Origin of the sequence: Castellaniella denitrificans (assembly GCF_042653765.1) — a bacterium.
GTDB lineage: Bacteria > Pseudomonadota > Gammaproteobacteria > Burkholderiales > Burkholderiaceae_B > Castellaniella > Castellaniella denitrificans.
On sequence record NZ_JBHSEZ010000029.1, the window covers coordinates 109,776 to 134,920 of the forward strand.

25 protein-coding genes, 1 tRNA gene, 1 pseudogene and 1 riboswitch are annotated in these 25,145 nt (G+C 70.1%); of the genes and pseudogenes, 18 read left to right on the forward strand and 9 right to left on the reverse strand.

Annotation, left to right across the window (positions count from 1 at the left end):
* Window positions 1-157: 157 nt before the first annotated feature.
* Window positions 158-775, reverse strand: coding sequence for a DUF2946 family protein (locus tag ACFO27_RS15535; protein WP_376818295.1), 618 nt, complete (start codon window positions 773-775; stop codon window positions 158-160).
* A 17-nt stretch (window positions 776-792) separates the two neighbouring features.
* Window positions 793-915 (reverse strand): annotated as a pseudogene (locus ACFO27_RS15540) (pyrimidine dimer DNA glycosylase/endonuclease V); the annotation flags it as partial.
* 99 nt (window positions 916-1,014) lie between these two features.
* On the opposite strand from ACFO27_RS15540, the gene ACFO27_RS15545 reads away from it, so the two are divergent.
* The 4 genes from ACFO27_RS15545 (at window position 1,015) to ACFO27_RS15560 (ending at window position 4,300) form a co-directional block, all read left to right on the forward strand.
* A complete protein-coding gene (locus tag ACFO27_RS15545; protein ID WP_376818155.1) occupies window positions 1,015-2,499 on the forward strand; it encodes a M20 family metallopeptidase in 1,485 nt (494 codons plus the stop codon).
* Entirely contained in the window at window positions 2,492-3,421 is a 930-nt protein-coding gene (locus tag ACFO27_RS15550; protein ID WP_376818156.1) for a ZIP family metal transporter, read from the forward strand. Before ACFO27_RS15545 ends, ACFO27_RS15550 begins: the two co-directional genes overlap by 8 nt.
* A gap of 298 nt (window positions 3,422-3,719) precedes the next feature.
* Entirely contained in the window at window positions 3,720-4,013 is a 294-nt protein-coding gene (locus ACFO27_RS15555) for a hypothetical protein (RefSeq protein ID WP_376818157.1), read from the forward strand.
* Between the two features lie 77 nt (window positions 4,014-4,090).
* Entirely contained in the window at window positions 4,091-4,300 is a 210-nt protein-coding gene (locus ACFO27_RS15560) for a cold-shock protein (protein ID WP_043683885.1), read from the forward strand.
* Window positions 4,301-4,525: 225 nt separating this feature from the next.
* Here ACFO27_RS15560 and ACFO27_RS15565 read toward each other — a convergent pair.
* Together ACFO27_RS15565 and ACFO27_RS15570 are read right to left on the reverse strand one after the other, a co-directional pair.
* Window positions 4,526-4,599, reverse strand: a tRNA-Cys gene (locus tag ACFO27_RS15565).
* Window positions 4,600-4,655: 56 nt separating this feature from the next.
* Window positions 4,656-5,984, reverse strand: a complete 1,329-nt coding sequence (locus ACFO27_RS15570) for a ferredoxin reductase family protein (RefSeq protein WP_376818158.1) — start codon at window positions 5,982-5,984, stop codon at window positions 4,656-4,658.
* A gap of 232 nt (window positions 5,985-6,216) precedes the next feature.
* Here ACFO27_RS15570 and ACFO27_RS15575 point away from each other — a divergent pair, with 232 nt between their 5' ends.
* From ACFO27_RS15575 to ACFO27_RS15585, 3 genes are all read left to right on the forward strand, one after another.
* Complete coding sequence (locus tag ACFO27_RS15575) at window positions 6,217-7,425, forward strand: S8 family serine peptidase (RefSeq protein ID WP_376818159.1); 1,209 nt, start codon at window positions 6,217-6,219, stop codon at window positions 7,423-7,425.
* A 1-nt stretch (window position 7,426) separates the two neighbouring features.
* Window positions 7,427-7,651: a hypothetical protein gene (locus ACFO27_RS15580; protein WP_376818160.1), complete on the forward strand. Its 225-nt coding sequence runs from the start codon at window positions 7,427-7,429 to the stop codon at window positions 7,649-7,651.
* A 70-nt stretch (window positions 7,652-7,721) separates the two neighbouring features.
* A complete protein-coding gene (locus ACFO27_RS15585) occupies window positions 7,722-8,861 on the forward strand; it encodes a metallophosphoesterase (protein WP_376818161.1) in 1,140 nt (379 codons plus the stop codon).
* 30 nt (window positions 8,862-8,891) lie between these two features.
* Here the strand turns inward: ACFO27_RS15585 and ACFO27_RS15590 are convergent, their stop codons facing one another.
* Window positions 8,892-10,091: a diguanylate cyclase domain-containing protein gene (locus tag ACFO27_RS15590; protein ID WP_376818162.1), complete on the reverse strand. Its 1,200-nt coding sequence runs from the start codon at window positions 10,089-10,091 to the stop codon at window positions 8,892-8,894.
* Between the two features lie 362 nt (window positions 10,092-10,453).
* Here ACFO27_RS15590 and ACFO27_RS15595 point away from each other — a divergent pair, with 362 nt between their 5' ends.
* Window positions 10,454-11,203: a sulfite exporter TauE/SafE family protein gene (locus ACFO27_RS15595; RefSeq protein ID WP_376818163.1), complete on the forward strand. Its 750-nt coding sequence runs from the start codon at window positions 10,454-10,456 to the stop codon at window positions 11,201-11,203.
* A gap of 48 nt (window positions 11,204-11,251) precedes the next feature.
* Here ACFO27_RS15595 and ACFO27_RS15600 read toward each other — a convergent pair whose 3' ends face one another.
* Both ACFO27_RS15600 and ACFO27_RS15605 read right to left on the reverse strand, forming a co-directional pair.
* On the reverse strand, window positions 11,252-13,108 hold the full coding sequence (locus tag ACFO27_RS15600) for an ABC transporter ATP-binding protein (RefSeq protein WP_376818164.1): 1,857 nt from the start codon (window positions 13,106-13,108) through the stop codon (window positions 11,252-11,254).
* A gap of 42 nt (window positions 13,109-13,150) precedes the next feature.
* Window positions 13,151-13,987, reverse strand: coding sequence for a universal stress protein (locus ACFO27_RS15605; protein WP_376818165.1), 837 nt, complete (start codon window positions 13,985-13,987; stop codon window positions 13,151-13,153).
* Window positions 13,988-14,348: 361 nt separating this feature from the next.
* On the opposite strand from ACFO27_RS15605, the gene ACFO27_RS15610 reads away from it, so the two are divergent.
* Window positions 14,349-15,065 carry a TerC family protein gene (locus tag ACFO27_RS15610; protein WP_376818166.1) on the forward strand — a complete coding sequence of 239 codons (717 nt, stop codon included), beginning with the start codon at window positions 14,349-14,351 and terminating at the stop codon, window positions 15,063-15,065.
* A gap of 46 nt (window positions 15,066-15,111) precedes the next feature.
* Here the strand turns inward: ACFO27_RS15610 and ACFO27_RS15615 are convergent, their stop codons facing one another.
* Window positions 15,112-15,432 carry a DUF190 domain-containing protein gene (locus ACFO27_RS15615; RefSeq protein ID WP_376818167.1) on the reverse strand — a complete coding sequence of 107 codons (321 nt, stop codon included), beginning with the start codon at window positions 15,430-15,432 and terminating at the stop codon, window positions 15,112-15,114.
* Between the two features lie 33 nt (window positions 15,433-15,465).
* Complete coding sequence (crcB, locus tag ACFO27_RS15620) at window positions 15,466-15,852, reverse strand: fluoride efflux transporter CrcB (RefSeq protein ID WP_376818168.1); 387 nt, start codon at window positions 15,850-15,852, stop codon at window positions 15,466-15,468.
* A gap of 53 nt (window positions 15,853-15,905) precedes the next feature.
* A riboswitch (Fluoride riboswitch) is annotated at window positions 15,906-15,975 on the reverse strand.
* A 102-nt stretch (window positions 15,976-16,077) separates the two neighbouring features.
* On the opposite strand from crcB, the gene ACFO27_RS15625 reads away from it, so the two are divergent.
* The 9 genes from ACFO27_RS15625 (at window position 16,078) to ACFO27_RS15665 (ending at window position 25,128) form a co-directional block, all read left to right on the forward strand.
* Window positions 16,078-16,860, forward strand: coding sequence for a 3-hydroxybutyrate dehydrogenase (locus ACFO27_RS15625; RefSeq protein ID WP_376818169.1), 783 nt, complete (start codon window positions 16,078-16,080; stop codon window positions 16,858-16,860).
* A gap of 16 nt (window positions 16,861-16,876) precedes the next feature.
* The gene (yaaA, locus tag ACFO27_RS15630) at window positions 16,877-17,650 is read left to right on the forward strand and encodes a peroxide stress protein YaaA (RefSeq protein ID WP_376818170.1); all 774 of its coding nucleotides are present in this window, start codon (window positions 16,877-16,879) and stop codon (window positions 17,648-17,650) included.
* Window positions 17,651-17,762: 112 nt separating this feature from the next.
* Window positions 17,763-18,485 carry a GntR family transcriptional regulator gene (locus tag ACFO27_RS15635; protein WP_376818171.1) on the forward strand — a complete coding sequence of 241 codons (723 nt, stop codon included), beginning with the start codon at window positions 17,763-17,765 and terminating at the stop codon, window positions 18,483-18,485.
* Window positions 18,472-19,809 (forward strand): malonyl-CoA decarboxylase domain-containing protein, encoded by a 1,338-nt coding sequence (locus ACFO27_RS15640; protein ID WP_376818172.1) that lies wholly within the window; start codon window positions 18,472-18,474, stop codon window positions 19,807-19,809. Before ACFO27_RS15635 ends, ACFO27_RS15640 begins: the two co-directional genes overlap by 14 nt.
* Window positions 19,800-20,603: an enoyl-CoA hydratase/isomerase family protein gene (locus ACFO27_RS15645; protein WP_376818173.1), complete on the forward strand. Its 804-nt coding sequence runs from the start codon at window positions 19,800-19,802 to the stop codon at window positions 20,601-20,603. Before ACFO27_RS15640 ends, ACFO27_RS15645 begins: the two co-directional genes overlap by 10 nt.
* A gap of 1 nt (window position 20,604) precedes the next feature.
* Window positions 20,605-22,140, forward strand: a complete 1,536-nt coding sequence (locus tag ACFO27_RS15650) for a malonate--CoA ligase (RefSeq protein WP_376818174.1) — start codon at window positions 20,605-20,607, stop codon at window positions 22,138-22,140.
* An 87-nt stretch (window positions 22,141-22,227) separates the two neighbouring features.
* A complete protein-coding gene (locus ACFO27_RS15655; protein ID WP_376818175.1) occupies window positions 22,228-23,223 on the forward strand; it encodes a TRAP transporter substrate-binding protein in 996 nt (331 codons plus the stop codon).
* A 100-nt stretch (window positions 23,224-23,323) separates the two neighbouring features.
* Window positions 23,324-23,812 carry a TRAP transporter small permease subunit gene (locus tag ACFO27_RS15660; protein ID WP_376818176.1) on the forward strand — a complete coding sequence of 163 codons (489 nt, stop codon included), beginning with the start codon at window positions 23,324-23,326 and terminating at the stop codon, window positions 23,810-23,812.
* Window positions 23,809-25,128 (forward strand): TRAP transporter large permease, encoded by a 1,320-nt coding sequence (locus ACFO27_RS15665; RefSeq protein ID WP_376818177.1) that lies wholly within the window; start codon window positions 23,809-23,811, stop codon window positions 25,126-25,128. Before ACFO27_RS15660 ends, ACFO27_RS15665 begins: the two co-directional genes overlap by 4 nt.
* The last annotated feature ends 17 nt before the right edge of the window (window positions 25,129-25,145 follow it).

Sequence of the window (25,145 nt, forward strand, 5' to 3'; positions counted from 1 at the left end):
ATATGTTAGTGAATTTCCCTGAATGCACATTCCCGGCCGAACATGGCACTTTTCTCGGGTCTGGGGAAAACCCCGATGCCGCACGCGCGCCCGGCCGGAAGGCGCGGGTGCGCGCGGATCGGGTGTCCGGCGCGGGTGCCCGAGGCGCGCGCCGGGGCTACGGCCGGCGCACGAAGCCCAGCGTGGCCTCGAGGGCGTCGGCCGCCAGCAGGCCCAGCGGCGTTCCGGCGGGGGAGTGGCCGGGATCGTCGGCGCCAGCCAGGCGCACGGCGATTCCCGCGGGGTCGGGCCGTTCCAGCCAGTCGTCCAGCGGACGGCCGTCGGCCGTGCGCAGGGCGTCGATCACCCGGGCCAGGTCGCGGTCGTCCACCAGGCCTGCGCCCCCGGCGGACTGGGCATACAGGCGGCCGCCGGGGTCAAGCCACCAGCGCGCGACGGGACCATAGTCCCGGCCGGTATGGGTCCGCAGCCGCGGGCGGCCTCGTTCGTCGGTGTCCATGCCGAGGATCCAGGGGGCGCCGTCCAGGCGCACGTAGACGCGCTGAGGGCCGTTCTGGAAGAACCAGCGGCCCGCGTCGTCCGCCAGGTAATTGCGGCCGATGAAGCCGATGATCTGCGGGCTGGTGATGGCTTCGCCGGGCTCCTCGTCCGGCGCGCCCCAGCCCCGCCCGTGGGGATGCAGGCGCCACTGGCCGCGCGCCGACAGCGACAGCCAGCCGCGCGCCGCCGGCACGTTCGGCCAGCGGGCCATGGCGGCGGCGACCTGCTCGTCCATCACGGACGCGGGCCGCCGGCCGCGCCGCCCCGGGCGGCGGCCTTGCGGGCGAGCGCGAAGACGCGGGGAAGCGCCCTGTATTCGGCCACCAGATGGGGCGCGCTCGGTTCTTCGACGGGAATGCAGTTGATGCGGGTCATGATGAGAAGATTGTAGCGGGCGGGCGCGGCCGGGACGCGCGTCGGAGAATGGGGCGGCCGGCGTAAAATGACCCTTTGGACGAATCGCTGGAAAACATCATGGATACGCCGCTGGCCGCCGCCACTCCCGCCGGGCTGGATCCCGCCGCCCTCCGGGCCTTCGTCGACGACACCTGGGACCGCGAGATCGTGCCCGCGCTGACCGACTACATCGCGGTGCCGGCCAAGAGCCCGGCCTTCGATGCCGACTGGGCCGCCCACGGCCACATCGACCGCGTGGTGGAAGACGCCGCCCGCTGGGCGCGGAAGCGGCCGATCCGGGGCCTGTCGGTCGAAGTGATCCGCCTGCCGGGCCGCACGCCGGTGCTGTGGTTCGAAGCCCCCGCGACGCGGCGGGACGACGGCGGCGCGGTGCTGATGTACGGCCACCTGGACAAGCAGCCTGAATTCTCCGGCTGGCGCGCCGGCCTGGGGCCGTGGACGCCGGTGCTGCGCGACGGCAAGCTCTATGGCCGGGGCGGCGCCGACGACGGCTACGCCGTCTACGCGTCGCTCACCGCCATCGAGGCGCTGGACCGCCAGGGCGTGCCGCGTCCGCGCTGCGTCGGCCTGATCGAGACCTGCGAGGAATCCGGCAGCTACGACCTGCTGCCCTATATCGACGCCCTGCGCGAGCGCCTGGGCCGCGTCGTCCTGGTGGTCTGCCTGGATTCGGGGGCCGGCAACTACGAGCAGCTCTGGATGACGACCTCGCTGCGCGGTCTGGTCACCGGCACGCTGGAAGTCCAGGTGCTGGACGAGGGCGTGCATTCCGGCGATTCCAGCGGCGTGGTGCCGTCCAGCTTTCGCATCCTGCGCCATCTGCTGGACCGGCTGGAGGACAGCGGCACCGGTCGCGTGCTGCCGGAAAGCTTCCACTGCGAGATCCCGGCCGAGCGTGCCGAGCAGGCCCGGGCGGCCGCCCGCATCCTGGGCGACGAAGTCTGGAAGCGCTTTCCCTGGAGCTGCGGCGCCGAAGGCGGCGTCGTCCTGCCCATGGCCACGGATCCGCGCGAGGCCTTGTTGAACCGCACCTGGCGGCCGGCCCTGTCCGTTACCGGGGCCGAGGGACTGCCGCCCCTGGCCAGCGCCGGCAACGTGCTGCGGCCGCGCACCGCCTTCAAGTTGTCCCTGCGCCTGCCGCCGCTGGTCGACGCCGGCGCGGCCGCGGACGAACTGAAGCGGCTGCTGGAGCAGGACGCCCCCTACCGGGCGCGCGTGCTGTTCCAGCCCGATCCGGGGGTGGCCAGCGGCTGGAACGCGCCCGAATCCGCGCCCTGGCTGCGCGACGCGCTGGACGCGGCGTCGCGGCGGTATTTCGACGCGCCCTGCGGCTACATCGGCCAGGGCGGCACGATTCCGCTGATGAACCTGCTGCGCCAGGGCTTCCCGGCCGCGCAGTTCATGGTGTGCGGCGTCCTGGGACCGAAGTCCAACGCCCATGGTCCCAACGAATTCCTGCACGTGCCGTACGCCAGGCGGCTGACGGCGGCGGTGGCCCAGGCCATGGCGGCCTTGCCGACGGGCGCGCAGGGCGATGAGTGACGCGCGGACGGTTCCCGCGCCTCTCGTCCAGGCGTGGCGCCGCCAGTTGCGCGAGCATCGGGCGGCGGCCTTCGGCCTGGGGGTGGCGCTGCTGGCCGTGCTCTGGCTGCTGCTCGGCGGCGGCGCGGAATCGTTTTCCGAGGACAACCGGGGTTTCCTGGGGTACGCGGCCCTGGGCGGGGCAGCCGGCTTCGGCGCCACGGCGCTGGGCGCGCTGCTGGCCCTGGGCCTGCGCTCCGTTGAAACGCGCGCCCAGGACTGCATGCTGGGTTTCGCCGCCGGGATGATGCTGGCGGCCAGTTCGTTTTCGCTCATCCTGCCCGGCCTGGACGCGGCCCGCGACCTGCTGGATAGCGGCGCGGGCGCGGCCCTGACGGTCGCGATCGGGCTGGGCCTGGGGGTGCTGCTGATGCTGGGGCTGGATTATTTCACGCCGCACCGGCATGAAAGTTCCGGTGACCACGGGCCGGCCGCCGCGCGCATCAGCGGCGTCTGGCTGTTCGTGCTGGCCATCATCCTGCACAACCTGCCGGAAGGCATGGCGATCGGCGTGGGCTTCGCCCATGGCGACCTGACGGTCGGCTTGCCGCTCACCACGGCCATCGCCATCCAGGACATCCCCGAAGGCCTGGCCGTGGCCCTGGCGCTGCGCGCCATCGGCCTGCCGCTCGGGCGGGCGATCCTGGTCGCCGTGGCTTCCGGCCTGATGGAGCCCCTGGGCGCCCTGGTGGGGGTGGGCATCGCCAGCGGCCTGCCCATCGCCTATCCCGTCAGCCTGGGCCTGGCCGCCGGCGCCATGATCTTCGTGGTGTCGCACGAGGTCATCCCCGAAACTCATCGCAACGGTCACCAGACGGCGGCGACCGTCGGCCTCATGGCCGGCTTCGCGGTGATGATGTTCCTGGACACGGCGCTGGGGTGACGGGGCGCGTCCCGTTGTGTTGTTTTTACGAAACGGACGGGCAAGCGGGCCGGATGTGATACACTTCCAGGAAGTTGCCGCGACGTGCAGAATGATTCCATGAAAAACGCGCGGCACTGAAATCTTGTCCTTCTTCCTTCGCCAGCCGTTATCGGTTCACGGGTTTCCCGTTCTGGCGGCCTCTCGCCCGCAGCGAACACCCCTGCGGGCCAGCCGTGGGTAGAGTTCAACCGCACGCGCTTTGCGCCTTCATTGTTTCATCGGATGCCAGGCCCGTCGCCGGCATCGAAAGGTTTTCATGTATCCATCCATACAGGTCGGCAAGTACCTGGTCTCCCCCCTGGTCCGTCGCGATCATGGCGGCCGGTATATTGCTTCCGTCTCGATCCGCAGCGGCCATGCCAGCATGACCCAGGACCGCCTCATGCGGTTCACGCCGCTCTTCGAATCCGCCCAGGCGGCGGTCGAATTCGCCAAGGCCGAGGCATTCAGCTACATCCGGGCGCGCGCGCTGCCCGTCATGCCGGCGTGGTTGCGCCCGCAGACGGCGGGAACATCGCATCCGTCCGGCCACTCATTTGCGACAAATTGAAAGTTTGATTGTGTCGCATGCAGTAAACCCCCATAGTGGGGGTGGGGAAAGTTTCCCTTTTACCTTTAGGAAAGACATTGACTACAGAAATCGGCATCGTGAAATGGTTCAACAGCGAAAAAGGGTTCGGCTTCATCATGCCCGAATCCGGCGGCAAGGACCTGTTCGCGCACTACTCGGAGATTCAAGGCTCCGGCCACCGATCCCTTGAAGAGAACCAGCGTGTTTCTTTCGTGTCCGCGGTTGGACAGAAGGGCCCGCAGGCCACCAAGATCCAGATTCTCTGATATCCGGCGGATTCCCGCCTCCGGGCGGTGATCCGCGGGAAATCACAGTAAGACCGGGCCTCCTGAAACAGGGGGCCCGGTTTTTTGCATGTACGGATCCCTTGTTGCGGAAGGTGCGGGGCGTAGGCGAACTCAGGCTCATCGACGCGCAGGCATCCGCATGGAGTGGTTGAAACCAGAATGAAAAAAGGACCTGCGCCATAAACGCAAGTCCTTGATTTCATTTGGAGGCGCAAGCCGGAATCGAACCGACGTACACGGATTTGCAATCCGCTGCATCACCACTCTGCCATTGCGCCGATGATGTCCGATGCCCGGACTGCTCCGGGCCAAGTCCAACATTATACGATATTTTTCACCGCATCTCGAACGCCTCGCGGTGCACCGGCACGTCTTCCAGTCCCAGGGACCGCAGGCCGGACTCCAGGTGGCGGGCGAGCCCCGCCGGTCCGCAGAACCAGACGTCCATCGCGCCGCCGGCCTGGGCATGCTCGCGCCGCAGGATCTCGGCGTCCAGGCGCTGGCCGGCGCCGGCGTCGTGGACGTGCAGGGTGATCCGGGGCAGCGCGGCGCACAGGGTCCGCAGGCGCTCGACGAAGGGGTCGCGGGCGGCATCCCGGACGCAGTAGTGCAGGTCGACCCGCGGCGCCCGTTCCGGACGGTCCTGGAGCGATTCGAGCCAGGCCAGGAACGGCGTGATCCCGATGCCGCCCGCGACCCAGGCCTGGCGGCTTCCGCCGCGCCGGTGGTCGAAGCGGCCGTAGGGGCCTTCGACCCGCACCGGCTGGCCCGGGCGCAGGCGCTGCGCCAGCCCGTTCGTGTAGTCGCCCAGGGCCTTGATCTGGAAGCGCAGGCGCCGCGCCTGGGGCTGGTCGGCGCTGGCGATCGTGAAGGGGTGGGCGCCTTCCGCGGCATCGAAGGTGACGAAGGCGAACTGGCCCGCCCGGTGGCCGGGCCAGCCGGCGTCCATGGCGCATTCGACTTCGGTGATGCCCGAGGGCAGCGCGCGCACGGATTCGATCCGGCCGGCATGGCGGCGGCGGATGCCGATGCGTCGGCGCAGGGCCATGACCGCCGCCGCGCTGCCGCCCAGCATCAGCGCGCCCATGATCAGGCCCAGGGGCTGCAGCCACCAGTTGGCCGGGGTCAGGGCGGCGCTGTGGAACACCAGGGCGAGATAGAGGACGGGCATCGCGCGGTGCAGGAGACGCCAGGACTTGTAGGGGAAGGCTTTCCACAGCGTGATCACCAGCGAGACGATGAGCGCGTAGATCACCCATTCGCCCACGTCCTTGGCCAGCCCATGGCCGGGCTGCAGGAAATCCAGCGCGGGGAATTTCACCGGCTTGTGGATCGCGGCGCCGATCAGGCCGTTCATCACGCCCTTGCTCAATTTGATGAGCCAGTGCGCCACGCCCAGGCCGATGGCCAGGATGCCGGCCCACTTGTGCAGGCGGTAGATGCGGTCCATGCCGCCCAGGGCCGGTTCGAGCCAGGCGGGGCGCGTGGCCAGGATCATGACCAGGGACATCAGGCCCATGGACCAGACGCCGGTCAGGTAGATCGCCTGGGTGCGGGCGACCCAGGGGGCGTCGCCGGCGATGGGGTTCAGGAAGAAGGCGTCCCAGGCCCATGCCAGGGCCAGGATGCCGAGGAAGGCGGACAGGAGATATCGGATTTTCATGGGGGATTCCGTTTGCTCGGGCCGATGTGGATCGGCGATGGAGACAGTATGGGATCCGGCCCCTGAATCCTTCGTGAAGCCGGCGTTCATCCGGCGTTCATGCTCGGCCGGACGGCGCGCAGGACCGGGCCATGGCAGGATCTTTCATGTTGAAAAAGCGCGTTTCCGGCGTCGGGCCGGCGCCGGCCGCCATGCTAAGGTGGGACATCCCGTAAGCGACAGCGAGGATGCCATGCCCAGCACACAGTCCACGGTCCAGGCGCCGCAGCGCTATCTCGTCCTGCTGCGCCCGGACGATCCCGCGGAGGGCGCCCGGGCGCTCGCCGAACTGGCCCAGGTGGCCGTGATCAGCCGTACGGCCGACGCGCAGGCCGAGCGGCGCGCGCCCTGCGCGTTGGTCTTCGATCGCATCGGCGCCGCGCGCGTGCATTGCACCGAGCAGACCCGGCAGCGCTTGGCCGACGCGGCGGCCGCCGGGAACAGCGCCATCCTGGCCATCGAGCCCGAGCGCACCGTCTATGCCATCGCCGCCAGCTCCCGGGACCCGGCTCCCGCGCACCGGAGGAACGGATCCCGGGCGGATCCGGAATCGACCTGGGGCGTGCGCGCGGTCGGCGCGGATGCCTCGCCCCAAACCGGCAAGGGCATCCGCATCGCGGTGCTGGACACCGGCCTGGACCTGTCCCATCCGGATTTCGCCGGCCGCGCCATCGTGTCGCGTTCCTTCGTCGAGGGCCAGGCCGTCCAGGACGGCAACGGCCACGGCACTCACTGCGCGGGCATCGCGGCCGGCCCCGCGTCGCCCGGTTCGCAGCCCCGCTACGGCGTGGCCGGCGAGGCCGAGCTGTACGTGGGCAAGGTCCTGGGCGACGAGGGCAGCGGCGGCGACGGCGGCATCCTGGAAGGCATCGACTGGGCCATCGAACACGGCTGCCACATCGTCTCCATGTCGCTGGGCAGTCCGGTGGAGCCGGGGCAGCGCTATTCGGCCGTGTTCGAGGAAGTCGCCCGGCGCGCGCTGGCGGCCGGCACCCTGATCGTGGCGGCCGCGGGCAACGAGAGCCACCGCCCGGATTCCGTTGCGCCGGTCGGCCATCCGGCCAACTGCCCCTCGATCCTGGCCGTGGCCGCCGTGGATCCGGAACTGCGCGTGGCGCCGTTCTCCTGCGCGGGCCTAGAGGGCGACGGCGGCGAGGTGAACATCGCGGCCCCGGGCGTCGACATTCTGTCGGCCTGGCCCGCGCCGGAGCTGCATCGCAGCATCAGCGGCACCAGCATGGCCACGCCGTTCGTGGCGGGCGTGGCCGCGCTGCATGCGCAGGCCGATCCTTCGGCCCGCGCCGCCCGCCTGGGCGAGCGGCTGGCGCAGTCCGCCCAGCCCCTGCGGGATTCCGCGCGCGACGTGGGCGCCGGCCTGGCGCGGGCGCCGTCGGGGACATGACATGGCCCGGATCCGCCTGACGGTCCTGGTGCGCGACACCTGGCGCGACCGCTACCCCCTCGTCGTGGAGCATTGCCGGCAGGCGGGACTGACGGTGGAGCGGGAGCTCGTCGCCGTGGGCGTCATCGCCGGCAGCATCGAGGAAGAGCTGCTCGCCGCCCTGTCGGCGGTCGAGGGCGTGTCGGCCGTGGAGCCCGAGCGCATCAACCGGGCCCTCGGCGAGTAGGGCGCGGGCCGGAGCGGGCGGTGGGGCGTTAAGTTAAGATGACGCCTTTCACCGCATTCCGCTTCGATCCATGGGTACCCTGCTGCCGCTCATCACCGGCACCATCTGGCTGTACGTGCTGGTGCGCTTCGTCTGGCCCCTGCCGTGGGGCATCGGCGCGCGCGCCGCCCTGGCGTTCGTGCTCTTCCTGGTGGCCCAGTACCACTGGTTCGTCCGCAGCTTCTTCGGCTCGCTGGCTTCGCCGGAACTGCCCCAGGGCGTCCTCGTCGGCCTGGGCTGGGCCTTCGGCTCGGTCCTGCTGCTGGCGATGCTCCTGCTGCTGCGCGACGTGGCGGCGGGGCTGGTGTACCTGGTCGCGCGCGGCGCGGGACGGGCCATCCTGGTCGGGCGGACGCTGAACCTGTCCCTGGGCGCGCTGGCCCTGGTCCTGTCGGCCATCGGCACCTGGCAGGCGGTGCGGGTGCCCGACGTCAAGGACCTGGAGCTGACCGTGCCGGGCCTGCCGCCGGCCTTCGACGGCTACCGCGTCGTGCAACTGACCGACCTGCACGTCAGCCGCCTGCTGCCGGAGCCCTGGGTGGCGGCGGTGGTGGCGAAGACCGATGCCCTGGACGCCGACCTGGTGGTGATCACGGGCGATCTGGCCGACGGCTCGCCCGAGGCCCGGGCGGCCGACGTGAGTCCCCTGCGCGACCTGCGGGCGCGCGACGGCGTGCTGGCGATTCCCGGAAACCACGAATACTACGCCGACTACCGGCGCTGGATGGCCGCCTACCGGGCGCTGGGCCTGGACATGCTGGAGAACGCCCACGTCGTCATCCGGCGCGGCGACGCGGCGCTGGTGGTGGCGGGCATCACGGACCGGCAGGCGGCATCGTTCGGCCAGCCGCGTCCCGACCTGGACGCGGCATTGAAGGGCGCGCCGCCGGGCGCGCCGGTGATCCTGCTGGCCCACCGCCCGGAAGGCGCGGCGCGGCATGCGCAGGCCGGTGTGGCGCTGCAATTGTCGGGCCACACGCATGGCGGGCAGATACTGGGGCCGCACCTGCTGACGCAATGGGCCAACGAGGGCTTCGTCTCCGGCCTGTACCGGGTGGGCGCCATGCTGCTGTACGTCAGCAACGGCACGGGCCTGTGGAACGGCCTGGCGATCCGCCTGGGGCGGCCGTCCGAAATCACGCGGATCGTGCTGCGCTCCGGAAACCGCTAGCGGCGGGCTGTCCGGGGCGCCCGCCGCGGTTCATCGCACCGCCTCCGATTCCGTCTCCGCCGCCCTGGCCGCGTCGTGCGGCGCGCTGCGGCCATGGAGGGCGTAGCCGTTCTTGCCGTTGTACTTGACCCGGTACATTGCTTCGTCCGCGGCCTCGATCAGCGCGGGCAGGGTGTTCCCATGCGCCGGGTACAGGCTCACGCCGATGCTGGCACCCAGGGAATAGGCGGTGCCGTCGACCCGGATCTCGGCGGTCAGCCGGTCCAGCAGCTTGCGCGCGATCCGGTCGATCTGGGATTCCCGTTCCAGTTGCGTGGCCACGACGATGAACTCGTCGCCTCCGATGCGGGCGTTGATGTCGGTGCTGCGCGTGCATTCCTTCAGCCGCCGGGCGACTTCCTTCAGCACCTCGTCGCCCGTCCTGTGCCCCGCGCCGTCGTTGATGGGCTTGAAGTTGTCCAGGTCGATGTAGAACACGGCGACGAAGTGGTGGGGGCGGGTCGCCAGCAGCAGGGCCTGCTCGAACAGCTTGTTCAGGTAGTTCTGGTTGTTCAGCCCCGTCAGGGGGTCCAGGTAAGCGAGCTCGAGCGCGCGCCCCTCGGCCTCCAGCAGCCTGTGCTGGAACTGCAGCAGGACGTTGGCCAGGAGCGACAGGTACTGGACCAGGGCCAGGCTGGTGCCGATGGCGAACCCGGCGATGCCCCAGCCGGGGAAGAGGAACACCAGGGGGAAGGTGGCCCAGTGCAGCGCGAGCGCGCCGGAGGCGAGGGCCGTGACGTGGATGAGCCGGCCGGGCGCTTCGCGGCGCCTGGTCAGGCAGCAGGTGGCGATGAAGGCGAGCGCCGCCGTGTTGAACGCGGCCAGGCCGATGCCGTAGGCCCACAGGGGGATGGCCGACAGCCAGGCGACGCCGGTCCAGGCCGCCAGGAGGCCGGCGGGCCAGAGGATCCAGCGGTCGCCGATGCCCAGCTTCAGGAAGCGGATGATGCCCAGGACGAGCAGGGTTTTTTCCAGTGCGATGAATGTGGCGTAGGCGAGCGTGGCCGCGCGGGGATCGGCGGCGCCGTCCAGGGCGAACAGCAGCAGGCGCGCCAGCGCCGCGCCGAGGAGGGCGCATGCCCACCAGCCGGCGCCCGGGTTGGTCCTCGGCACGCGGCTCATCCACCAGAACAGGATCGCGAAGACGAAATAGAGCGTGATGCCGCTGATGTGGACGATATCGAAGAGCATGCTGGCATTCCCCCCGGATGCTGCGTCGGCGCGTCGAGCCGCCGGCGGTCCCGCATGGACCCGTCGCGGGGGCGGCGCGGCATGCGGAGCGCCCTTGCGGCGGGGATTCAAATATGACCGAATGTTATTTTGTCCGAGCCGGTGCGTTCGCACCACTGTTTCATGGTTGGAAGAGGGCTTTCCCTGATGGCCGGCCGGAATCCGGCGAGGCGGGCTTGCGGGACGGCGGGAGCGGACGGTAATCTTGCGGATTGGAGCCGCGCCGATCGTATCGGCATTCCGTCCCGGACGAGCGCGGCGGCCCGTCCCGGAGACTTTCTCATGCCCCTTGCCGCCTCTTGCGGTCGTCGCGCGTCCGCCCGATGGATCCCCTGATCCTGGTCGCGGGCGCGGGCGTGGCGGCCGGCGCCATGAACGCCCTGGCCGGCGGCGGCTCGTTCGTCAGCCTGCCCGCCCTGATCGCCGCCGGCGTGCCGCCGGTGCTGGCCAACACGTCCAGCACCGTCGCGCTGTATCCCGGGGGCATGGCCAGCGCCTGGGCCTATCGCGACGGGCTGGTCGGGGTGGGCGACGTCGGCTTGCGGCCGCTGCTGGCGGTGACGCTGCTGGGCGGCGTCGCGGGCGCGTTCCTGCTGCTCCATACCTCCACGCGGGCCTTCGACGCCGTGCTGCCCTGGCTGCTGCTGGTTGCCGCCTTCGCCCTGGGGTTCGGCCGCCGCGTCGGGGAATGGATGCGCGCGCGCTGGCGCGTGCGCCCGGCCGCGGTGCTGGGCCTGCAGTTCGGGCTGGGGGTCTATGGCGGCTATTTCGGCGGGGCGGTCGGCATCATGATGATGGCGGTGTGGGGTCTGCTGGGCGCGCACGACATCAAGAGCATGCATCCGCCGCGCACCCTGATGGTGACCGCCGCCAACACCATGGCGGTGCTGATCTTCGTCGCGGCCGGCGCGGTGCAGTGGCGCGAGACCCTGGTCATGCTGATCGCGGCCATCCTGGGCGGCTATGGCGGCGCGCTGCTCGGCAAGCGCATCCCGGCCCCGGTCGTCCGGGCCGGCACGCTGCTGCTGACCGCCTGCATCACCGTGGCGTTCTTCGTGCGGGCGTACGGCTGAATCCGCGCCGTCCGGGCGCCGGGCGCGGAACGCCCGGGCCGCGGCGGCTCACGACGCCGGTTCCAGGGCCTCGTCCGCTTCCTGCGCCAGGAAGCCGCCGCTCTGGTGGCGCCACAGGCGCGCGTACGTGCCGTCCTTCGCCAGCAGTTCCGCGTGGCTGCCCTGTTCGATGATGCGGCCCTCGTCCAGGACGACGAGCCGGTCCATGGCGGCGATGGTGGACAGGCGGTGGGCGATGGCGATGACGGTCTTGCCCTGCATGATTTCGTCCAGGCTTTCCTGGATGGCCGCCTCGACCTCCGAGTCCAGCGCGCTGGTGGCTTCGTCCAGCAGCAGGATCGGCGCGTTCTTGAGCATGACGCGGGCGATGGCGACGCGCTGGCGCTGGCCGCCGGACAGCTTCACGCCGCGCTCGCCCACCAGGGTGTCGTAGCCCCTGCGGCCCCCAGGGTCGCCCAGTTGGCGGATGAACTCGTCGGCCTGGGCGCGGACCGCCGCCGCCCGGATGTCCTCGTCGCTGGCGTCGGGGCGTCCGTAGGCGATGTTGTCGCGGATCGAGCGGTGCAGCAGCGAGGTGTCCTGCGTCACCATGCCGATGGCGGCGCGCAGGCTGTCCTGCGTCACGTGGGCGATGTCCTGGCCGTCGATCAGGATCCGGCCGCCGTCCACATCGTAGAAGCGCAGCAGCAGGTTGATCAGCGTGGACTTGCCGGCGCCGGAGCGCCCGACCAGGCCGATCTTCTCGCCGGGGCGCACGGTCAGGTCGAGCCCGTCGAATACCTGCCGTTCGCCGTTGTAGTTGAAGGACACCCGCTCGAAGACCACCTCGCCGCGGCTGACTTCCAGGGGCCGCGCGTCCGGCGCGTCCAGCACCTTGGGCGGGTGGGTCAGGGTGGCGATGCCGTCCTGCACGGTGCCGATGTTCTCGAAGAGCGAGGCCATCTGCCACATGATCCAGTGCGACATGCCGTTGACCCGCAGGGCCATGGCCGTGACTGCGGCGACCGCGCCGGTGCCGACGTGCCCGCCCTGCCAGAGCCATAGCGCGTAGCCGCCCGCCGACAGGATCAGGCATGCCACCAGCGTCTGGTTGACGATCTCGAACCGGCTGACCAGGCGCATCTGGCGGTAGCCCGTGTCCTGGAAGTCCTCCATCGCGGCGCGGGCGAACCGGGCCTCGCGCCGGGTGTGCGAGAACAGCTTGACGGTGGCGATGTTGGCGTAGGCGTCGGTCACGCGCCCGGTCATCGAGGAGCGGGCGTGGGCCTGCTCCTGCCCGACCTTGCCCAGGCGCGGCACGAAATACGCCATGGCCAGCCCGTACAGCGCGAGCCAGCCGACGAAGGGCAGCATCAGCCGCCAATCGAAGCCGCCCGCGACCGCGATCAGGGTGAAGAAGTACACGCCGATGCCGAGGACGATCTCGCTGAAGGTCAGCAGCACGTCGCGCACCGCCAGGGCGGTCTGCATGACCTTGGTGGTGACCCGGCCCGCGAACTCGTTGGAGAAGAAGGACAGGCTCTGGCGCAGCATCAGCCGGTGGAAGTCCCAGCGCAGCCGCAGCGGCAGGTTGATCGCCAGCACCTGGTGCTGCATCGTGGTGCGCAGCGCCACCAGGCCGATGCTGGCGACGAGGACGATGGCGATGCCCCACAGCACGCGGTGCGCGTGCGCGGTGGCCTCGGCCCCGGTCCTCCAGGCCGCCAGCAGGTCCACCACCTGGCCCAGGAAGGCGAACAGCCAGGCCTCGTAGATGGAGACGCTCGCGCTCAGCGCCGCCAGCGCGGCGATGTAGCGGCGCGAGCCGCGCGTGCAGGCCCATAGGAAGGGGAACAGGCCCTTGGGCGGCAGCGGCGCGTCCTCGGGCGGGAATGGGTCGAGCAGGCCTTCGAACCTGTGCAGCAAATGAGGCTCCGGCGGGCGGACGAGGATCCGCCCGCCCTTTTTCTAGTTGGCGAGCAGCACCGGCACCGTCATGGTGGACAGCAGGGTGCTGGTGGCGCCGCCCATGATCCACTGGCGCATGCGGCTGTGGCCGTAGGCGCCCATGACGATCAGGTCGGCGTCGGTGTCGGTGGCGGTGTTCAGGATGACGTTGCCGACGCCGTAGCCCTTGCTGTCCTTCAGCAGGTGCCTGGGCTTGGGATAGCCCAGGCTGACGCAGTAGTCGGAGAAGTCTTCCTCGTGGATGTCGCGGTCGCGCATCAGCTTTTCGTCGCGGTCGATTTCCAGGACGGTGAGCGCCTGGCAGTGCCGCAGGAGCGGCGCCGCGTCGGAGAAGGCGCGGGCGGCCTCGCGGCGCTGGTCCCAGCAGAACAGGATGCGCCGGCCGATGGTGTCGACGGGGCCGAAGTTGGGGATGAGCAGCACCGGGCGGCCCGACGCCATGACCACGGCCTCCGGCAGGTTGGGCCGCAGCGCCGTCAGGCTGTCGGACGGGTCCGCCTTGCTCATGATCAGCAGGTCGCAGTAGCGGGCGTGCAGCGTCAGGCCGTCTTCGGCGTCGCCGTGGGGGGCGCGCCAATGGGCCTGGACGCCCCGTTCCCGGGCCTGGTCGAGGAACCGGGCACGGGTGGCCTCGCGGTGTTCGTCGCGGCGCTTGCGCAGGGTCGAGCGGACGTCCTGGGGCAGGATGTTCTCGTCCTGCTGGAGGCCGGCGACGCTGGCGGAGGGATAGACGCCGACGACTTCCGCCTCGCGTTCCTTGGCCAGCCGCAGGCCGATGTCCATGCGGCGTTCGCAAACGGTGTCGTCGTTCAGGTGGATGGCAATACGGCCCGGCATACGAAACTCCCTCGTGGTGTGGTGGAATCTGTACTGCGTTCCCGCCATCTTATCCCAGGCCCGGCGTCCTGTGCGGCCCGGCCGCGCTTCCGGAACGACGCGGCGCAATGCCGCGCATGGGCGGAATTCGTCTATAATCCGGCCCTCAAGGGGAGTAGCTCACTTTCCGCGGCATCGTCATGACGGCGTTTCGCGCTTGCGCGCAACACCCGGTGCCCGGGCAGCCCGGGGGTCCTTCGAACGGATTCCGGTTGCGAGCAAGACCTTGCCGCCCAGGGCAAGGTTCGTCTTCCCGCCATGAAAATGGTCCGATCCCCCCGGCGGTTATTCCGAAAACCGACAACCCGCAACCGGGGGACCCATGCTCGAATTTCTTCAAACGCTCCATTGGGCGGCCGTTTTCCAGATCATCCTGATCGACATCCTGCTGGGTGGCGACAACGCCGTGGTCATCGCCCTGGCCTGCCGCAACCTGCCGCGCGCGCAGCGCATGCAGGGCATCCTGTGGGGCACCGCCGGGGCCATCATCCTGCGCGTGGCGCTGATCGCCTTCGCCCTGACGCTGCTCGACATCCCCTTCCTGAAGATCGTCGGCGCGCTGCTGCTGCTGTGGATCGGCATCAAGCTGCTGCTGCCCGAGGACGGCGGACACGGCAAGATCACCGGAGGCGCCTCGGTCCTGGCGGCGGTCAAGACGATCCTCGTCGCCGACTTCGTCATGAGCCTGGACAACGTCATCGCCATCGCCGGCGCGGCCCAGGGGGCCCATCTCGATCACCAGCTCGGCCTGGTGATCTTCGGGCTGCTGGTCAGCGTGCCCATCATCATCTGGGGCAGCACGCTGGTCCTGAAGCTGATCGACCGCTATCCGCTGGTGGTCACCTTCGGCGCCGGACTGCTGGGCTGGATCGCGGGCGGCATGCTCGTCACCGATGTCGTCGTCACGGATCGCCTGGGTGCGCCGTCCACGGCGCTGAAGCTGGCCGTGGAAGCCGCCGGCGCGCTGCTGGTCGTGGCGCTCGGCCGCTGGCTGGCCGGCCGCCGCCAGGCCGCCAAGGCGACCGGGAGCGCCGGCTGACCAAGACGGGCCGGGTGCCGGTGCCGGTCCGGCCCCGCGCCCGGCTTCAGGCGTCCGGGCCCGTGCGGCCGTACTCGACGGGGATCTTCACGTAGAAGACGTCGGCGCCCCCGGCCCGGACGGCCGCCAGCAGGCGGGCGCAGGTCGTCTCGTCCACGGCCACGGTGATGCCCACGGGCTGGTCCGCGAGTTCGAAGAAATGCGCGGCGTGCAGCCTGCCGTGGTGGCCGAAGCTCTCGTTGGCGGCGAACAGCGTGGCGCCCAGCGCGCCTTGCTCCTTGGCCAGTTCGAGCAGCCATTCGGCCATGGAAGTACCGTCGTGGCGCCGGTCCTGCTGCGTGTAGAACGTCAGTTGATAGCCTTTCATGGAACGCTCCTCGTCGGGTGGTCCGGTCGGTGGTCAATGCGCCGCGCGCGCGGCGGCGACGGTGGCGATGCCCAGCAGGGTCATGGCGAGCGAGCCGCCCACATGGACGGCGATGGAGATCGCCATCCAGCCGTAGCGCGCTTGTTGCAGCAGGGTGGCCAGCTCTCCGGAAAACGTCGAAAAGGTCGTCAGCCCGCCGCAGAAGCCGGTGATGATGAACAGCCGCCAGTGCGGGGGCAGGGCGGGGTGCCCGCCGAGCCAGGCGATGGCCAGGCCGATCACGTAACCGCCGATCAGGTTGGCGGCCAGGGTGCCGGGCGGCAGGGTGGGGAGCAGGGCGTTGAGCGTGTTGCCCAGCCACCATCGGAAGAGGGCACCCAGCGAGGCGCCGGCGGCGATGGCGAGCAGTGTGTAGGGCATGAGGCGACTCCGGGTGATGAAATGAAAAATGCCTACGGCCCGGCGGTGCGCCGGGGGCCGTAGGCATCATCAGCCGCGACAGGCGCGGCGGTTTCATGGAGGAATGCCATCTCCAGACGATGCCGATGTTAGCAGCGCCGGCGCCGGCTGCGCAAGGTGGCGTTCAGCGGTCCCGCGTTACACTGGACCGGTCGTTTTCTCGAATCTTGCGGAAGGAGTGCATCCATGCTCAAAGGTAAAAAAGCGGTCGTCACCGGTTCCACCAGCGGCATCGGCCTGGCCATCGCCCGTGAACTGGCCCGCCAGGGCGCCGACGTGGTCATCAACGGTTTCGGCGACGCCGACGCCATCGAACGCGAGCGCGCCGGCCTGGAAAAGGATTTCGGCGTCAAGGCCGCGTACCTGAACGCCGACCTGATGGACGCGCAGGCCGCGCGCGATTTCATCGCGCAATCGATCCAGGCGCTGGGCGGCATCGACATCCTGGTCAACAACGCCGGCATCCAGCACACCGACCTGATCGAGGACTTCCCGGTCGACAAGTGGAACGCCATCATCGCCCTGAACCTGTCGGCCGTGTTCCACTGCACCGCCGCCGCGCTGCCGGCGATGAAAAAGCAGAAATTCGGCCGTGTCATCAACATCGCCTCGGCGCACGGCCTGGTGGCCTCGGTCCACAAGTCGGCCTACGTCGCCGCCAAGCACGGCGTGGTGGGCTTGACCAAGGTCACCGCGCTGGAAAACGCCGGCACCGGCGTGACCTGCAACGCCATCTGCCCGGGTTGGGTGCGCACCCCCCTGGTGGAAAAGCAGATCCAGGCCCTGGCCCAGGAAAAGGGGCTGGACATCGAAGCCGCCGCCAAGGACCTGCTGGCCGAAAAGCAGCCGTCCCTGGAATTCGTCACGCCCGAGCAGCTGGGCCAGGCCGCCGTGTTCATCGCCTCGGACGCCGCCGCGCAGATGACCGGCACCACGCTGTCCATCGACGGCGGCTGGACCGCCCGCTGACGCCGGAGGCCGCCGCATGCTGATGGTCCTGTCCCCGGCCAAGAAGCTGGACTACGACTCTCCGGTGCGCACGGCGCTGCGGTCGCAGCCGGTGTTTCCCGATCAGACGCGCGAACTGATCGGGATCCTGCGCACGCTGTCGGCGGACGATCTGGCGGGCCTGATGGATCTGTCCGACGCGCTGGCGCGCCTGAACGCCGAGCGCTATGCCGCCTGGGTGGACGAACCCGACCTCAGCCATGCGCGCCAGGCGGTCCTGGCCTTCGACGGCGACGTCTACGAAGGCCTGCGCGCGCCGGAGTTGTCCGACGCCCGGCTGAACTGGGCGCAGGACCATCTGGCCATTCTCAGCGGGCTGTACGGCGTGCTGCGGCCGCTGGACCTGATCCAGCCCCACCGGCTGGAAATGGGCACGCGGCTGCGCACTCTCCGGGGCGCCACCCTGTACGCCTGGTGGGGCGATCGCATCGCCCGCGAACTGAACCGGCGCCTGGACGCGCTGCCCGGCGAACGCATCCTGCTGAACCTGGCGTCGGGCGAATACTTCAAGTCCGTGGATCGCAAGGCCCTGGACGCGCGCGTGGTCGAATGCGTCTTCCAGGACGAGAAGAACGGCGCCTGGAAGATCATCAGCTTCCACGCCAAGCGGGCGCGCGGCCTGATGGCGCGCCACATCATCGATCACGGCATCGACGACGTCGCGGGCCTGCGGGATTTCGCGTCGGAAGGCTACGCCTACGCGCCGCGCGAATCCACGGCCGACCGGCTGGTGTTCCGGCGCCCGGCCTGAACGGCCCGGGGAATCTCAGGGATAACGAGGGTTGCCGGGCTGCCGAAGGCCGTGGCACGCTGTGCCCGTAATTATGAATTATTAATTTCCGAGTTCTGCACAGGAGGCCCCGATGGCGGCCAGGATTGTCCAGAAAATCCTCTACCAGGAAGTCGCCGATCGCCTGCGCGGCATGATCCAGGCCGGGGAACTGCGGGCGGGGGAATGGATCGACGAGGTCAGCCTGACCGCGTCGCTGGGCATTTCCCGCACGCCGCTGCGCGAGGCGCTCAAGGTCCTGGTGGCCGAAGGCCTGCTGCGCATCGAGCCGCGCCGGGGCTGCTTCGTCAACGAACTGTCCGGCCGCGACCTGGAAAACATCTTCCCCCTGATGGCGATGCTGGAAGGCCGGTGCGCCTTCGAGGCCGCACAGAAGGTCACGGACGCCGACCTGCGGCGGCTCGAGCCGCTGCACAGCGACCTGCGCCGCTACGCGGAACAGGGCTCGATCGACGACTACTACGCGGCCAACGCCAGGATCCACGTCGCCATCCAGGACCTCGCCGACAACCGCTGGCTGTCCGGCCTGATCGACAACCTGCGCCAGGTGCTCAGCCTGTCGCGCCACCGCAGCCTCAGCTACCCGGGACGGATCGAAGAGTCCTGCGCCGAGCACCTGGCGATCTTCGCCGCCTTGAAGGCGCGCGATCCGGAAGGCGCCGAGGCCGTGACCCGCAAGCACCTGATGCGCCAGCTCGACGCCCTGCGCGCCCTGGCGCGCAGGGACGAGCCAGTCGCCGGGCCTGCGGCGCTGCGCGTGGCCGAGCCGCCGGAGGAACACCATGCCCAACGCTGACGCGAAGCCGTCCGGCCGGCCGTCCGGACCCGCCGGCGCCGAGGGAGCCGTCCAGGGCGCCGGGGACCGGTCCGGCGCGCCCGCCGCCGAGCAGGCCCCCGCCCGCGCCGGCGGCCTGCTGGCGCGCCTGGGCCGCTGGCTGGAACGCGACCACCTGCCCGATCCGGACGCGTTGCGCGCGCTCTACGAGGCGTCCCTGACCGACGGCGGCGCCAACCTGCTGGCCCGCCAATGGGCGGAACGCTACCGGGCCGCCGGCGCCGACGAGCGCCGTTCCCTGCTGGCCTGCCTGGTGCGCGCCGGCGTGGACATCGAGCCGCGCGGCGACCGGGGCGCGCGCCTGTTCCGCCGCCTGTACGCGCAAAGCGACCGGCTGGAACTGATGGTGGAACTGCGCGCGGACATGCTGCGCTGGCGCAACCAGGTCGCCGGGCTGTCGGTCCTGGAGCAAGAACTGGCGGCCCTGCTGTCGAACTGGTTCGACGTCGGCATGCTGGAACTGCGCCACATCAACTGGGATTCGCCCGCCTCGCTGCTGGAAAAGCTGATCCGCTACGAGGCCGTCCATGAAATCCGCTCATGGGACGACATGCGCCGCCGGGTGGCCGCGGACCGGCGCTGCTACGCTTTCTTCCACCCGCGCATGAGCGACGTGCCGCTGATCTTCGTGGAGGTCGCCTTCGACGGCCAGATGGCCGCGGACGTGCAGTCCCTGATCGACCCGGCGCGGCCGGTCGACGGGCTGGACAAGGCGCGCTGGGCGATCTTCTATTCGATCTCCAACACCCAGCGCGGACTGCGCGGCATCAGCTTCGGCAATTTCCTGCTGAAGCGGGTGATCGAGGAACTGCTGGACGAACTGCCGCAGCTCAAGTCCTTCGCCACCCTGTCGCCGATCCCCGGCTTCGCCGACTGGCTGGGCCGCCAGTCCGGCGAGGCCATCCAGGCGCTGCTGAAGGACAAGGCCGAACGCCAGGCGGCCGCCGCCGACGCGGAAGCCGGCGCCCGCTGGCTGGAGCGCCTGCGCGCCGCCGCGCAGGGCGAGGCGCCGGAGGCCGTGCGCCGCAGCGGCCTGCGGCTGGCGGCGTACTACCTGACGCAATTGCGCGATGGCGAACCGCTCGACCCGGTGGCCCGCTTCCACCTGGGCAACGGGGCGCGCATCGAGCGCCTGAACTGGGCGGCCGACGCCTCGGCCCGGGGGCTGGAACAGTCCTGCGGCATGATGGTGAACTACCTGTACGAACCCGAGCAGCTCGACGAGAACCGGGCGCGCCTGGCCGCCGGCAGGCCGCGCGTGTCCCGGGGGGTGCAATGGCTGTGAATGCCGGATCCGGCGCGGGGCGCGTGCATGCGCGTGTCGAGGGCGCGGTGGCGACCGTCACCCTGGACCACCCCGGGCGCCTGAACGCCATCACCGTCGCCATGTGGAACGAGCTGGCGGAAATTTTCGGGCGCCTGTCGGCCGACCGGGCCTTGCGCTGCGTGGTCGTGCGCGGCGCGGGCGGGCATTTCGCCGCCGGGGCCGACATCCGCGAGTTTCCCCGGGTGCGCGCCGATCGGGACGGCGCCATGGCCTATCACCGGCGCACCATCGCCCCCGCCTTGCGGGCGGTGGCCGATTGCATCCACCCGGTGGTCGCGGCGATCGAGGGTGTCTGCGTGGGCGGCGGGCTGGAGATCGCCAGCCGCTGCGACCTGCGCCTGGCGGCCCGGGGCGCGCGTTTCGGCGCGCCCATCAACCGCCTGGGTTTTCCCATGGCGCCCGACGAGATGCGCGGGCTGCTGGAATTGGCGGGCCGCGCCGTCACGCTGGAAATCCTGCTCGAGGGGCGGGTCTTCGACGCCGACGAGGCCCTGGCGAAGGGCCTGCTGACGCGGGTCGTGGCGGCCGACGCGCTGGAATCCGAGCTGGTGTCCACGGTGGCGCGCCTGTGCGCGGGCGCCCCGCTGGCCGCGCGCCTGAACAAATGGACCGCTGCGCGCCTGGCCGGCGATCCGGCGCCCCTGAGCGAGGCCGAATGGCGCGCCTGCTTCGCCTACGCCGACGGGCCCGACCATCACCGGGGCATGCAGGCCTTTCTGCAGGGCACCGATCCCGTTTTCACAGGAGAATGACTTGGAATCCAACGCGAATCTCTACACCGTGCTGCGGGGCGGCTTTCCGGCCGACCTGGGCGCCGTGGCGATCGAAACCCCGGAGCGCACCTACAGCTGGGCGGACATCGACGCCATCAGCGGCCGCATGGCCGCGCTGCTGCGCTCGTTCGGCGTCCCCGCGGGCGCGCGCGTTGCCGTCCAGGTCGAGAAATCCCCCGAGGCCCTGATGCTGTACTTGGCGACCCTGCGCGCCGGCCTGGTCTACCTGCCGCTGAACACCGCCTACCGCGAGGCCGAGGTGGCCTATTTCCTGGGGGACGCCGAGCCTGCCGTGGTGGTCTGCGGGGACGGCGCGAGAAGCTGGTGCGAACCCCTGGCGCGCGGCAAGGGCGCCGTCCGGGTGCTGACCCTGAACGCCGATGGCGGCGGATCCCTGGCCGAGGCCGCCGCGAAGATGGATCCGGCGTTCGAGACCGCGCGCAGCGCCCCCGGGGACCTGGCCGCCATCCTGTATACCTCCGGCACCACGGGACGCAGCAAGGGCGCCATGCTGACGCACGCCAACCTGGCCTCCAACGCGCTCACCCTGCGGGATTTCTGGGGCTGGCGCGCCGACGACGTGCTGCTGCACATGCTGCCGATCTTTCACGTCCACGGCCTGTTCGTGGCGTCCCACGGGGCGCTGCTGGCGGGCGCGCGCATGATCTGGCTGCCGAAGCTGGACGTGGATCAGGCCCTGCGGTACCTGCCGCGCTGCACCCTGATGATGGGGGTGCCCACCTACTACGTCCGGCTGCTGGCCGACCCCCGCTTCACGCGCGCGGTCTGCGCCGGCATGCGGCTCTTCATCTCCGGCTCGGCGCCGCTGCTGGTGGACACCTTCCGCGAATTCCAGGCGCGCACCGGCATGACCATCCTGGAACGCTACGGCATGAGCGAGACCGGCATGATCACGTCCAACCCCTGGGACCCCGCGCGCGGCGAGCGCATTCCCGGCACCGTGGGGCCGGCGCTGCCGGGCCAGGCGGTGCGGGTGGTGGACGACGCCGGCCGGCCCGTCGCGGTCGGCGAGCCGGGCCACGTCCAGGTGCGCGGCCCCAATGTCTTCGCCGGCTACTGGCGCATGCCGGAAAAGACCCGCGAGGAATTCACCGCCGACGGCTGGTTCCGCACCGGCGACATCGGCGTGCTGGGCGGGCCGGGCATCCCGGACGACTACCTGAGCATCGTGGGCCGCAGCAAGGACCTGATCATCTCCGGGGGCTACAACGTCTATCCCAAGGAAATCGAGATGGTCATCGACGCCATGCCCGGCGTCCAGGAGTCGGCCGTGATCGGCGTGCCGCACGCGGACTTCGGCGAGGCCGTGGTGGCCGTGGTGGTGCCGCGCGCCGGGGCGTCGGTGGATCCGGCCGCCATCCAGGCGGGCCTGAAGTCCGGCCTGGCCAATTTCAAGGTGCCGAAGAAAATACACGTGATCGATGCGCTGCCGCGCAATGCCATGGGCAAGGTCCAGAAGAACGTGCTGCGGCAGCAGTACGCGGGCCTGGAATGAGAAGGGGCGTTCGATAGGCCCCGCCGGGGCCATGGCCGCGCCCGGAGCCGGGCCGGCAACCTCCATAAAAATCATCAGGAGACAACCATGAAGCGACATATGCTGTGCGCCATGCTGGGCCTGGCCCTGGCGGCCGGATCGGGCACTTCGCTGGCCGAGACCACCTTGCGGGCCTCGCACCAGTTCCCGGGTGGGCAGGGCGATCCGCGCGACGAAATGGTGCAGCTCATCGCCCGCGAGGTCGAGGCGGCCAACGTGGGGCTGAAGATCCAGGTGTTCCCGGGGTCCTCGCTGTACAAGGCCAACGAGCAATGGGGCGCGCTCACGCGCGGGCAGCTGGACATGGCGGCCTTCCCGCTGGATTACGCGTCGGGCCGCGTGCCTCAATTCTCCGCCACCCTGATGCCGGGCCTGGTGCGCAACTACGAGCACGCCCAGCGCCTGAACCAGTCCAACTTCATGAAAGACATCAAGGCGCTGGTCGAGAAGCAGGGTGCCGTGGTCATCGCCGACGCCTGGCTGGCGGGCGGCTTCGCCTCGAAGAAGAACTGCATCACCGGCCCCGACACCATCAAGGGCCAGGTCATCCGGGCGGCCGGCCCGGCCTTCGAGCAGATGCTGGCGGCGGCGGGGGCGTCGATCTCGTCCATGCCTTCGTCCGAAGTTTATTCGGCCATGCAGACGGGCGTCCTGGACGCGGCCAACACGTCCAACGACAGCTTCGTCTCCTACCGCCTGTACGAGCAGGCCAAGTGCCTCACGGCGCCGGGCGACAACGCCCTGTGGTTCATGTATGAACCGGTGCTGATGTCCAAGAAGGTCTTCGATGGCCTGGAGCCCAGGCAGCGCGAGGCCATCCTGGCGGCGGCGAAGAAGGCCGAGGACTACTTCACCGGCGAGGCGCGCAAGGGCGAGCAGAAGATGCGCGACATCTACGCCAAGGCCGGGGTGGAGGTCGTGACCATGACGCCCGAGGACTACCAGGCCTGGATGGCGGTGGCCAAGCACTCCTCCTACCGCCTGTTCTCCGAAAAGGTGAAGGGCGGCGACGAGTTGCTCAGGAAGGCGCTGGCCGTCCAGTAGCCGCCGGACGCGGGCGCCGCCGTCCGCCGGCGGCCCCGCGCGCGGTCCGACCGGGGGGCGGTGGTTTCCCCCGTCTTGCGCGACACACAGGGGAGGTCGCATGAATCGAGTCTTTACGCGTTGGGTGGAGAGCCTGTCGCGCGCCTGCGGCGTGCTGTCGGCCCTGCTGCTGGTGTTCGCGATGCTGGTGGTCTGCCAGATGATCCTGATGCGCTACGTGTTCCGCGCGCCCACGATCTGGCAGACCGAGGCCGTGGTGTTCGGCGCCACGGCCGCGATTTTCCTGGGCGCGCCCTACGTGCTCATGACCAAGGGGCACGTCGGCGTGGATTTCATCCAGATGCTGGCGGGCGACCGGACCCGCCGCTGGATGGACCGCGTGGGCGCCTGGCTGGGGCTGGCGTTCTGCGTCCTGATGACCGCGGCCACGGGGCTGCACCTGTTCGAGGCGCTGGAAGGCGGCTGGACGACCTCCAGCGTGGCGGCCGTGCCGCTGTGGATGCCGCTGGCGCCTGTCGTGTTCGGCTTCGCCCTGCTGAGCCTGCAGTACGTCGTCGAAATCATGAAACTGTCGGGAGAGCCGTCATGACGCCCACCCTCGCGGGGATCTGCATCGTCCTGGGCCTGTGCCTGATGCTGGCGACCGGCATGCCCATCGCCTTCGCCCTGGGGCTGGCCGCCGTGGCCGGCCTGTTCCTGGACATGGGGCCGGGCGTGATCTACGTGCTGGCCGAGACCATGTTCGCCGGGATCGCCAACCTGGGCTACGTCGCCATTCCCATGTTCGTGCTGATGGGCGCCATCGTGGCCGGCACGCCGGCCGGCGGCGACCTGTACAAGGCCCTGGACCGCTGGCTGCACAAGGTGCCCGGCGGCCTGGTGCTGTCGAACATCGGCGCCTGCGCGATCTTTTCCGGCATGACCGGATCCAGCCCGGCCACCTGCGCGGCCATCGGCAAGATGGGCATCCCGGAAATGCTCGGGCGCGGCTATCCCGCCTCGGTGGCCACCGGCTCGATCGCGGCGGGCGGCACGCTGGGCATCCTGATCCCGCCCTCGGTCACCATGATCGTCTACGGCATTTCGACGCAGACCTCGATCGGCCGGCTGTTCCTGGCCGGCGTGCTGCCCGGGATCCTGCTGACCTGCATGTTCATGGCCTGGGCCCTGTACGACGCCCGGCGCAAGGGCTTCCGCTTCGGCGCCGGGACGCTGAGCTATTCCTGGCGCGACAGGCTGGCCGCCCTGCCCAAGGTGCTGCCCCTGCTGCTGATCATCCTGGGCATGCTCTTCGTGCTGTACGGCGGGGTGGCCACCCCGTCCGAGGCCGCCGGGGCCGGCGCGCTGCTGACGCTGGTGGTGGTCGTCCTGATCTATCGCCTGTTCCGCATGAAGACCTACGTCGACGTGTTCGGCTCGGCGATGCGCGAAAGCGTCATGATCATGATGATCATGGCCTCGGCCGAACTGTTCGCCTTCGCCCTGTCGTCCCTGTTCATCACCCAGTCCCTGGCGGCGGCGATCGCGGCGCTGGAGATCAACCGCTGGCTGCTGATGGGGCTGATCAACGTCTTCCTGCTGGTGGCGGGGATGTTCCTGCCGCCGGTGGCCATCATCGTCATGGCGGCGCCGCTGCTGCTGCCCATCATCACCCAGGCCGGCTTCGATCCCTACTGGTTCGCCGTGGTGCTGACGATCAACATGGAGATCGGCCTGATCACGCCGCCCGTGGGGCTGAACCTGTTCGTCCTGAACGCCATCGCGCCGGACGTGCCCACCCAGGAAATCCTCAAGGGGGCGCTGCCCTACGTGCTGGTGATGATGGCGGCCATCGTGCTGCTGTGCGTGTTTCCGGGGGTCGTCACCTGGCTGCCCGACCTGGTCATGGGCGCGGCGGTGTCGTAGGCGCCCGCCGGCGCGCC

Bases quoted from the DNA above. Each gene is read 5' to 3' on its own strand.
- ACFO27_RS15660 (WP_376818176.1), top strand. From the start codon at position 23,324: ATGAATCGAGTCTTTACGCGTTGGGTGGAGAGCCTGTCGCGCGCCTGC.
- ACFO27_RS15550 (WP_376818156.1), top strand. From the start codon at position 2,492: ATGAGTGACGCGCGGACGGTTCCCGCGCCTCTCGTCCAGGCGTGGCGC.
- ACFO27_RS15580 (WP_376818160.1), top strand. From the start codon at position 7,427: ATGGCCCGGATCCGCCTGACGGTCCTGGTGCGCGACACCTGGCGCGAC.
- ACFO27_RS15595 (WP_376818163.1), top strand. From the start codon at position 10,454: ATGGATCCCCTGATCCTGGTCGCGGGCGCGGGCGTGGCGGCCGGCGCC.
- ACFO27_RS15585 (WP_376818161.1), top strand. From the start codon at position 7,722: ATGGGTACCCTGCTGCCGCTCATCACCGGCACCATCTGGCTGTACGTG.
- ACFO27_RS15570 (WP_376818158.1), bottom strand. From the start codon at position 5,984: ATGAAAATCCGATATCTCCTGTCCGCCTTCCTCGGCATCCTGGCCCTG.
- ACFO27_RS15610 (WP_376818166.1), top strand. From the start codon at position 14,349: ATGCTCGAATTTCTTCAAACGCTCCATTGGGCGGCCGTTTTCCAGATC.
- ACFO27_RS15635 (WP_376818171.1), top strand. From the start codon at position 17,763: ATGGCGGCCAGGATTGTCCAGAAAATCCTCTACCAGGAAGTCGCCGAT.
- ACFO27_RS15590 (WP_376818162.1), bottom strand. From the start codon at position 10,091: ATGCTCTTCGATATCGTCCACATCAGCGGCATCACGCTCTATTTCGTC.
- ACFO27_RS15645 (WP_376818173.1), top strand. From the start codon at position 19,800: ATGGCTGTGAATGCCGGATCCGGCGCGGGGCGCGTGCATGCGCGTGTC.
- ACFO27_RS15555 (WP_376818157.1), top strand. From the start codon at position 3,720: ATGTATCCATCCATACAGGTCGGCAAGTACCTGGTCTCCCCCCTGGTC.
- ACFO27_RS15615 (WP_376818167.1), bottom strand. From the start codon at position 15,432: ATGAAAGGCTATCAACTGACGTTCTACACGCAGCAGGACCGGCGCCAC.
- ACFO27_RS15655 (WP_376818175.1), top strand. From the start codon at position 22,228: ATGAAGCGACATATGCTGTGCGCCATGCTGGGCCTGGCCCTGGCGGCC.
- ACFO27_RS15605 (WP_376818165.1), bottom strand. From the start codon at position 13,987: ATGCCGGGCCGTATTGCCATCCACCTGAACGACGACACCGTTTGCGAA.
- yaaA (WP_376818170.1), top strand. From the start codon at position 16,877: ATGCTGATGGTCCTGTCCCCGGCCAAGAAGCTGGACTACGACTCTCCG.
- ACFO27_RS15625 (WP_376818169.1), top strand. From the start codon at position 16,078: ATGCTCAAAGGTAAAAAAGCGGTCGTCACCGGTTCCACCAGCGGCATC.
- ACFO27_RS15535 (WP_376818295.1), bottom strand. From the start codon at position 775: ATGGACGAGCAGGTCGCCGCCGCCATGGCCCGCTGGCCGAACGTGCCG.
- ACFO27_RS15545 (WP_376818155.1), top strand. From the start codon at position 1,015: ATGGATACGCCGCTGGCCGCCGCCACTCCCGCCGGGCTGGATCCCGCC.
- ACFO27_RS15640 (WP_376818172.1), top strand. From the start codon at position 18,472: ATGCCCAACGCTGACGCGAAGCCGTCCGGCCGGCCGTCCGGACCCGCC.
- ACFO27_RS15665 (WP_376818177.1), top strand. From the start codon at position 23,809: ATGACGCCCACCCTCGCGGGGATCTGCATCGTCCTGGGCCTGTGCCTG.
- ACFO27_RS15575 (WP_376818159.1), top strand. From the start codon at position 6,217: ATGCCCAGCACACAGTCCACGGTCCAGGCGCCGCAGCGCTATCTCGTC.
- crcB (WP_376818168.1), bottom strand. From the start codon at position 15,852: ATGCCCTACACACTGCTCGCCATCGCCGCCGGCGCCTCGCTGGGTGCC.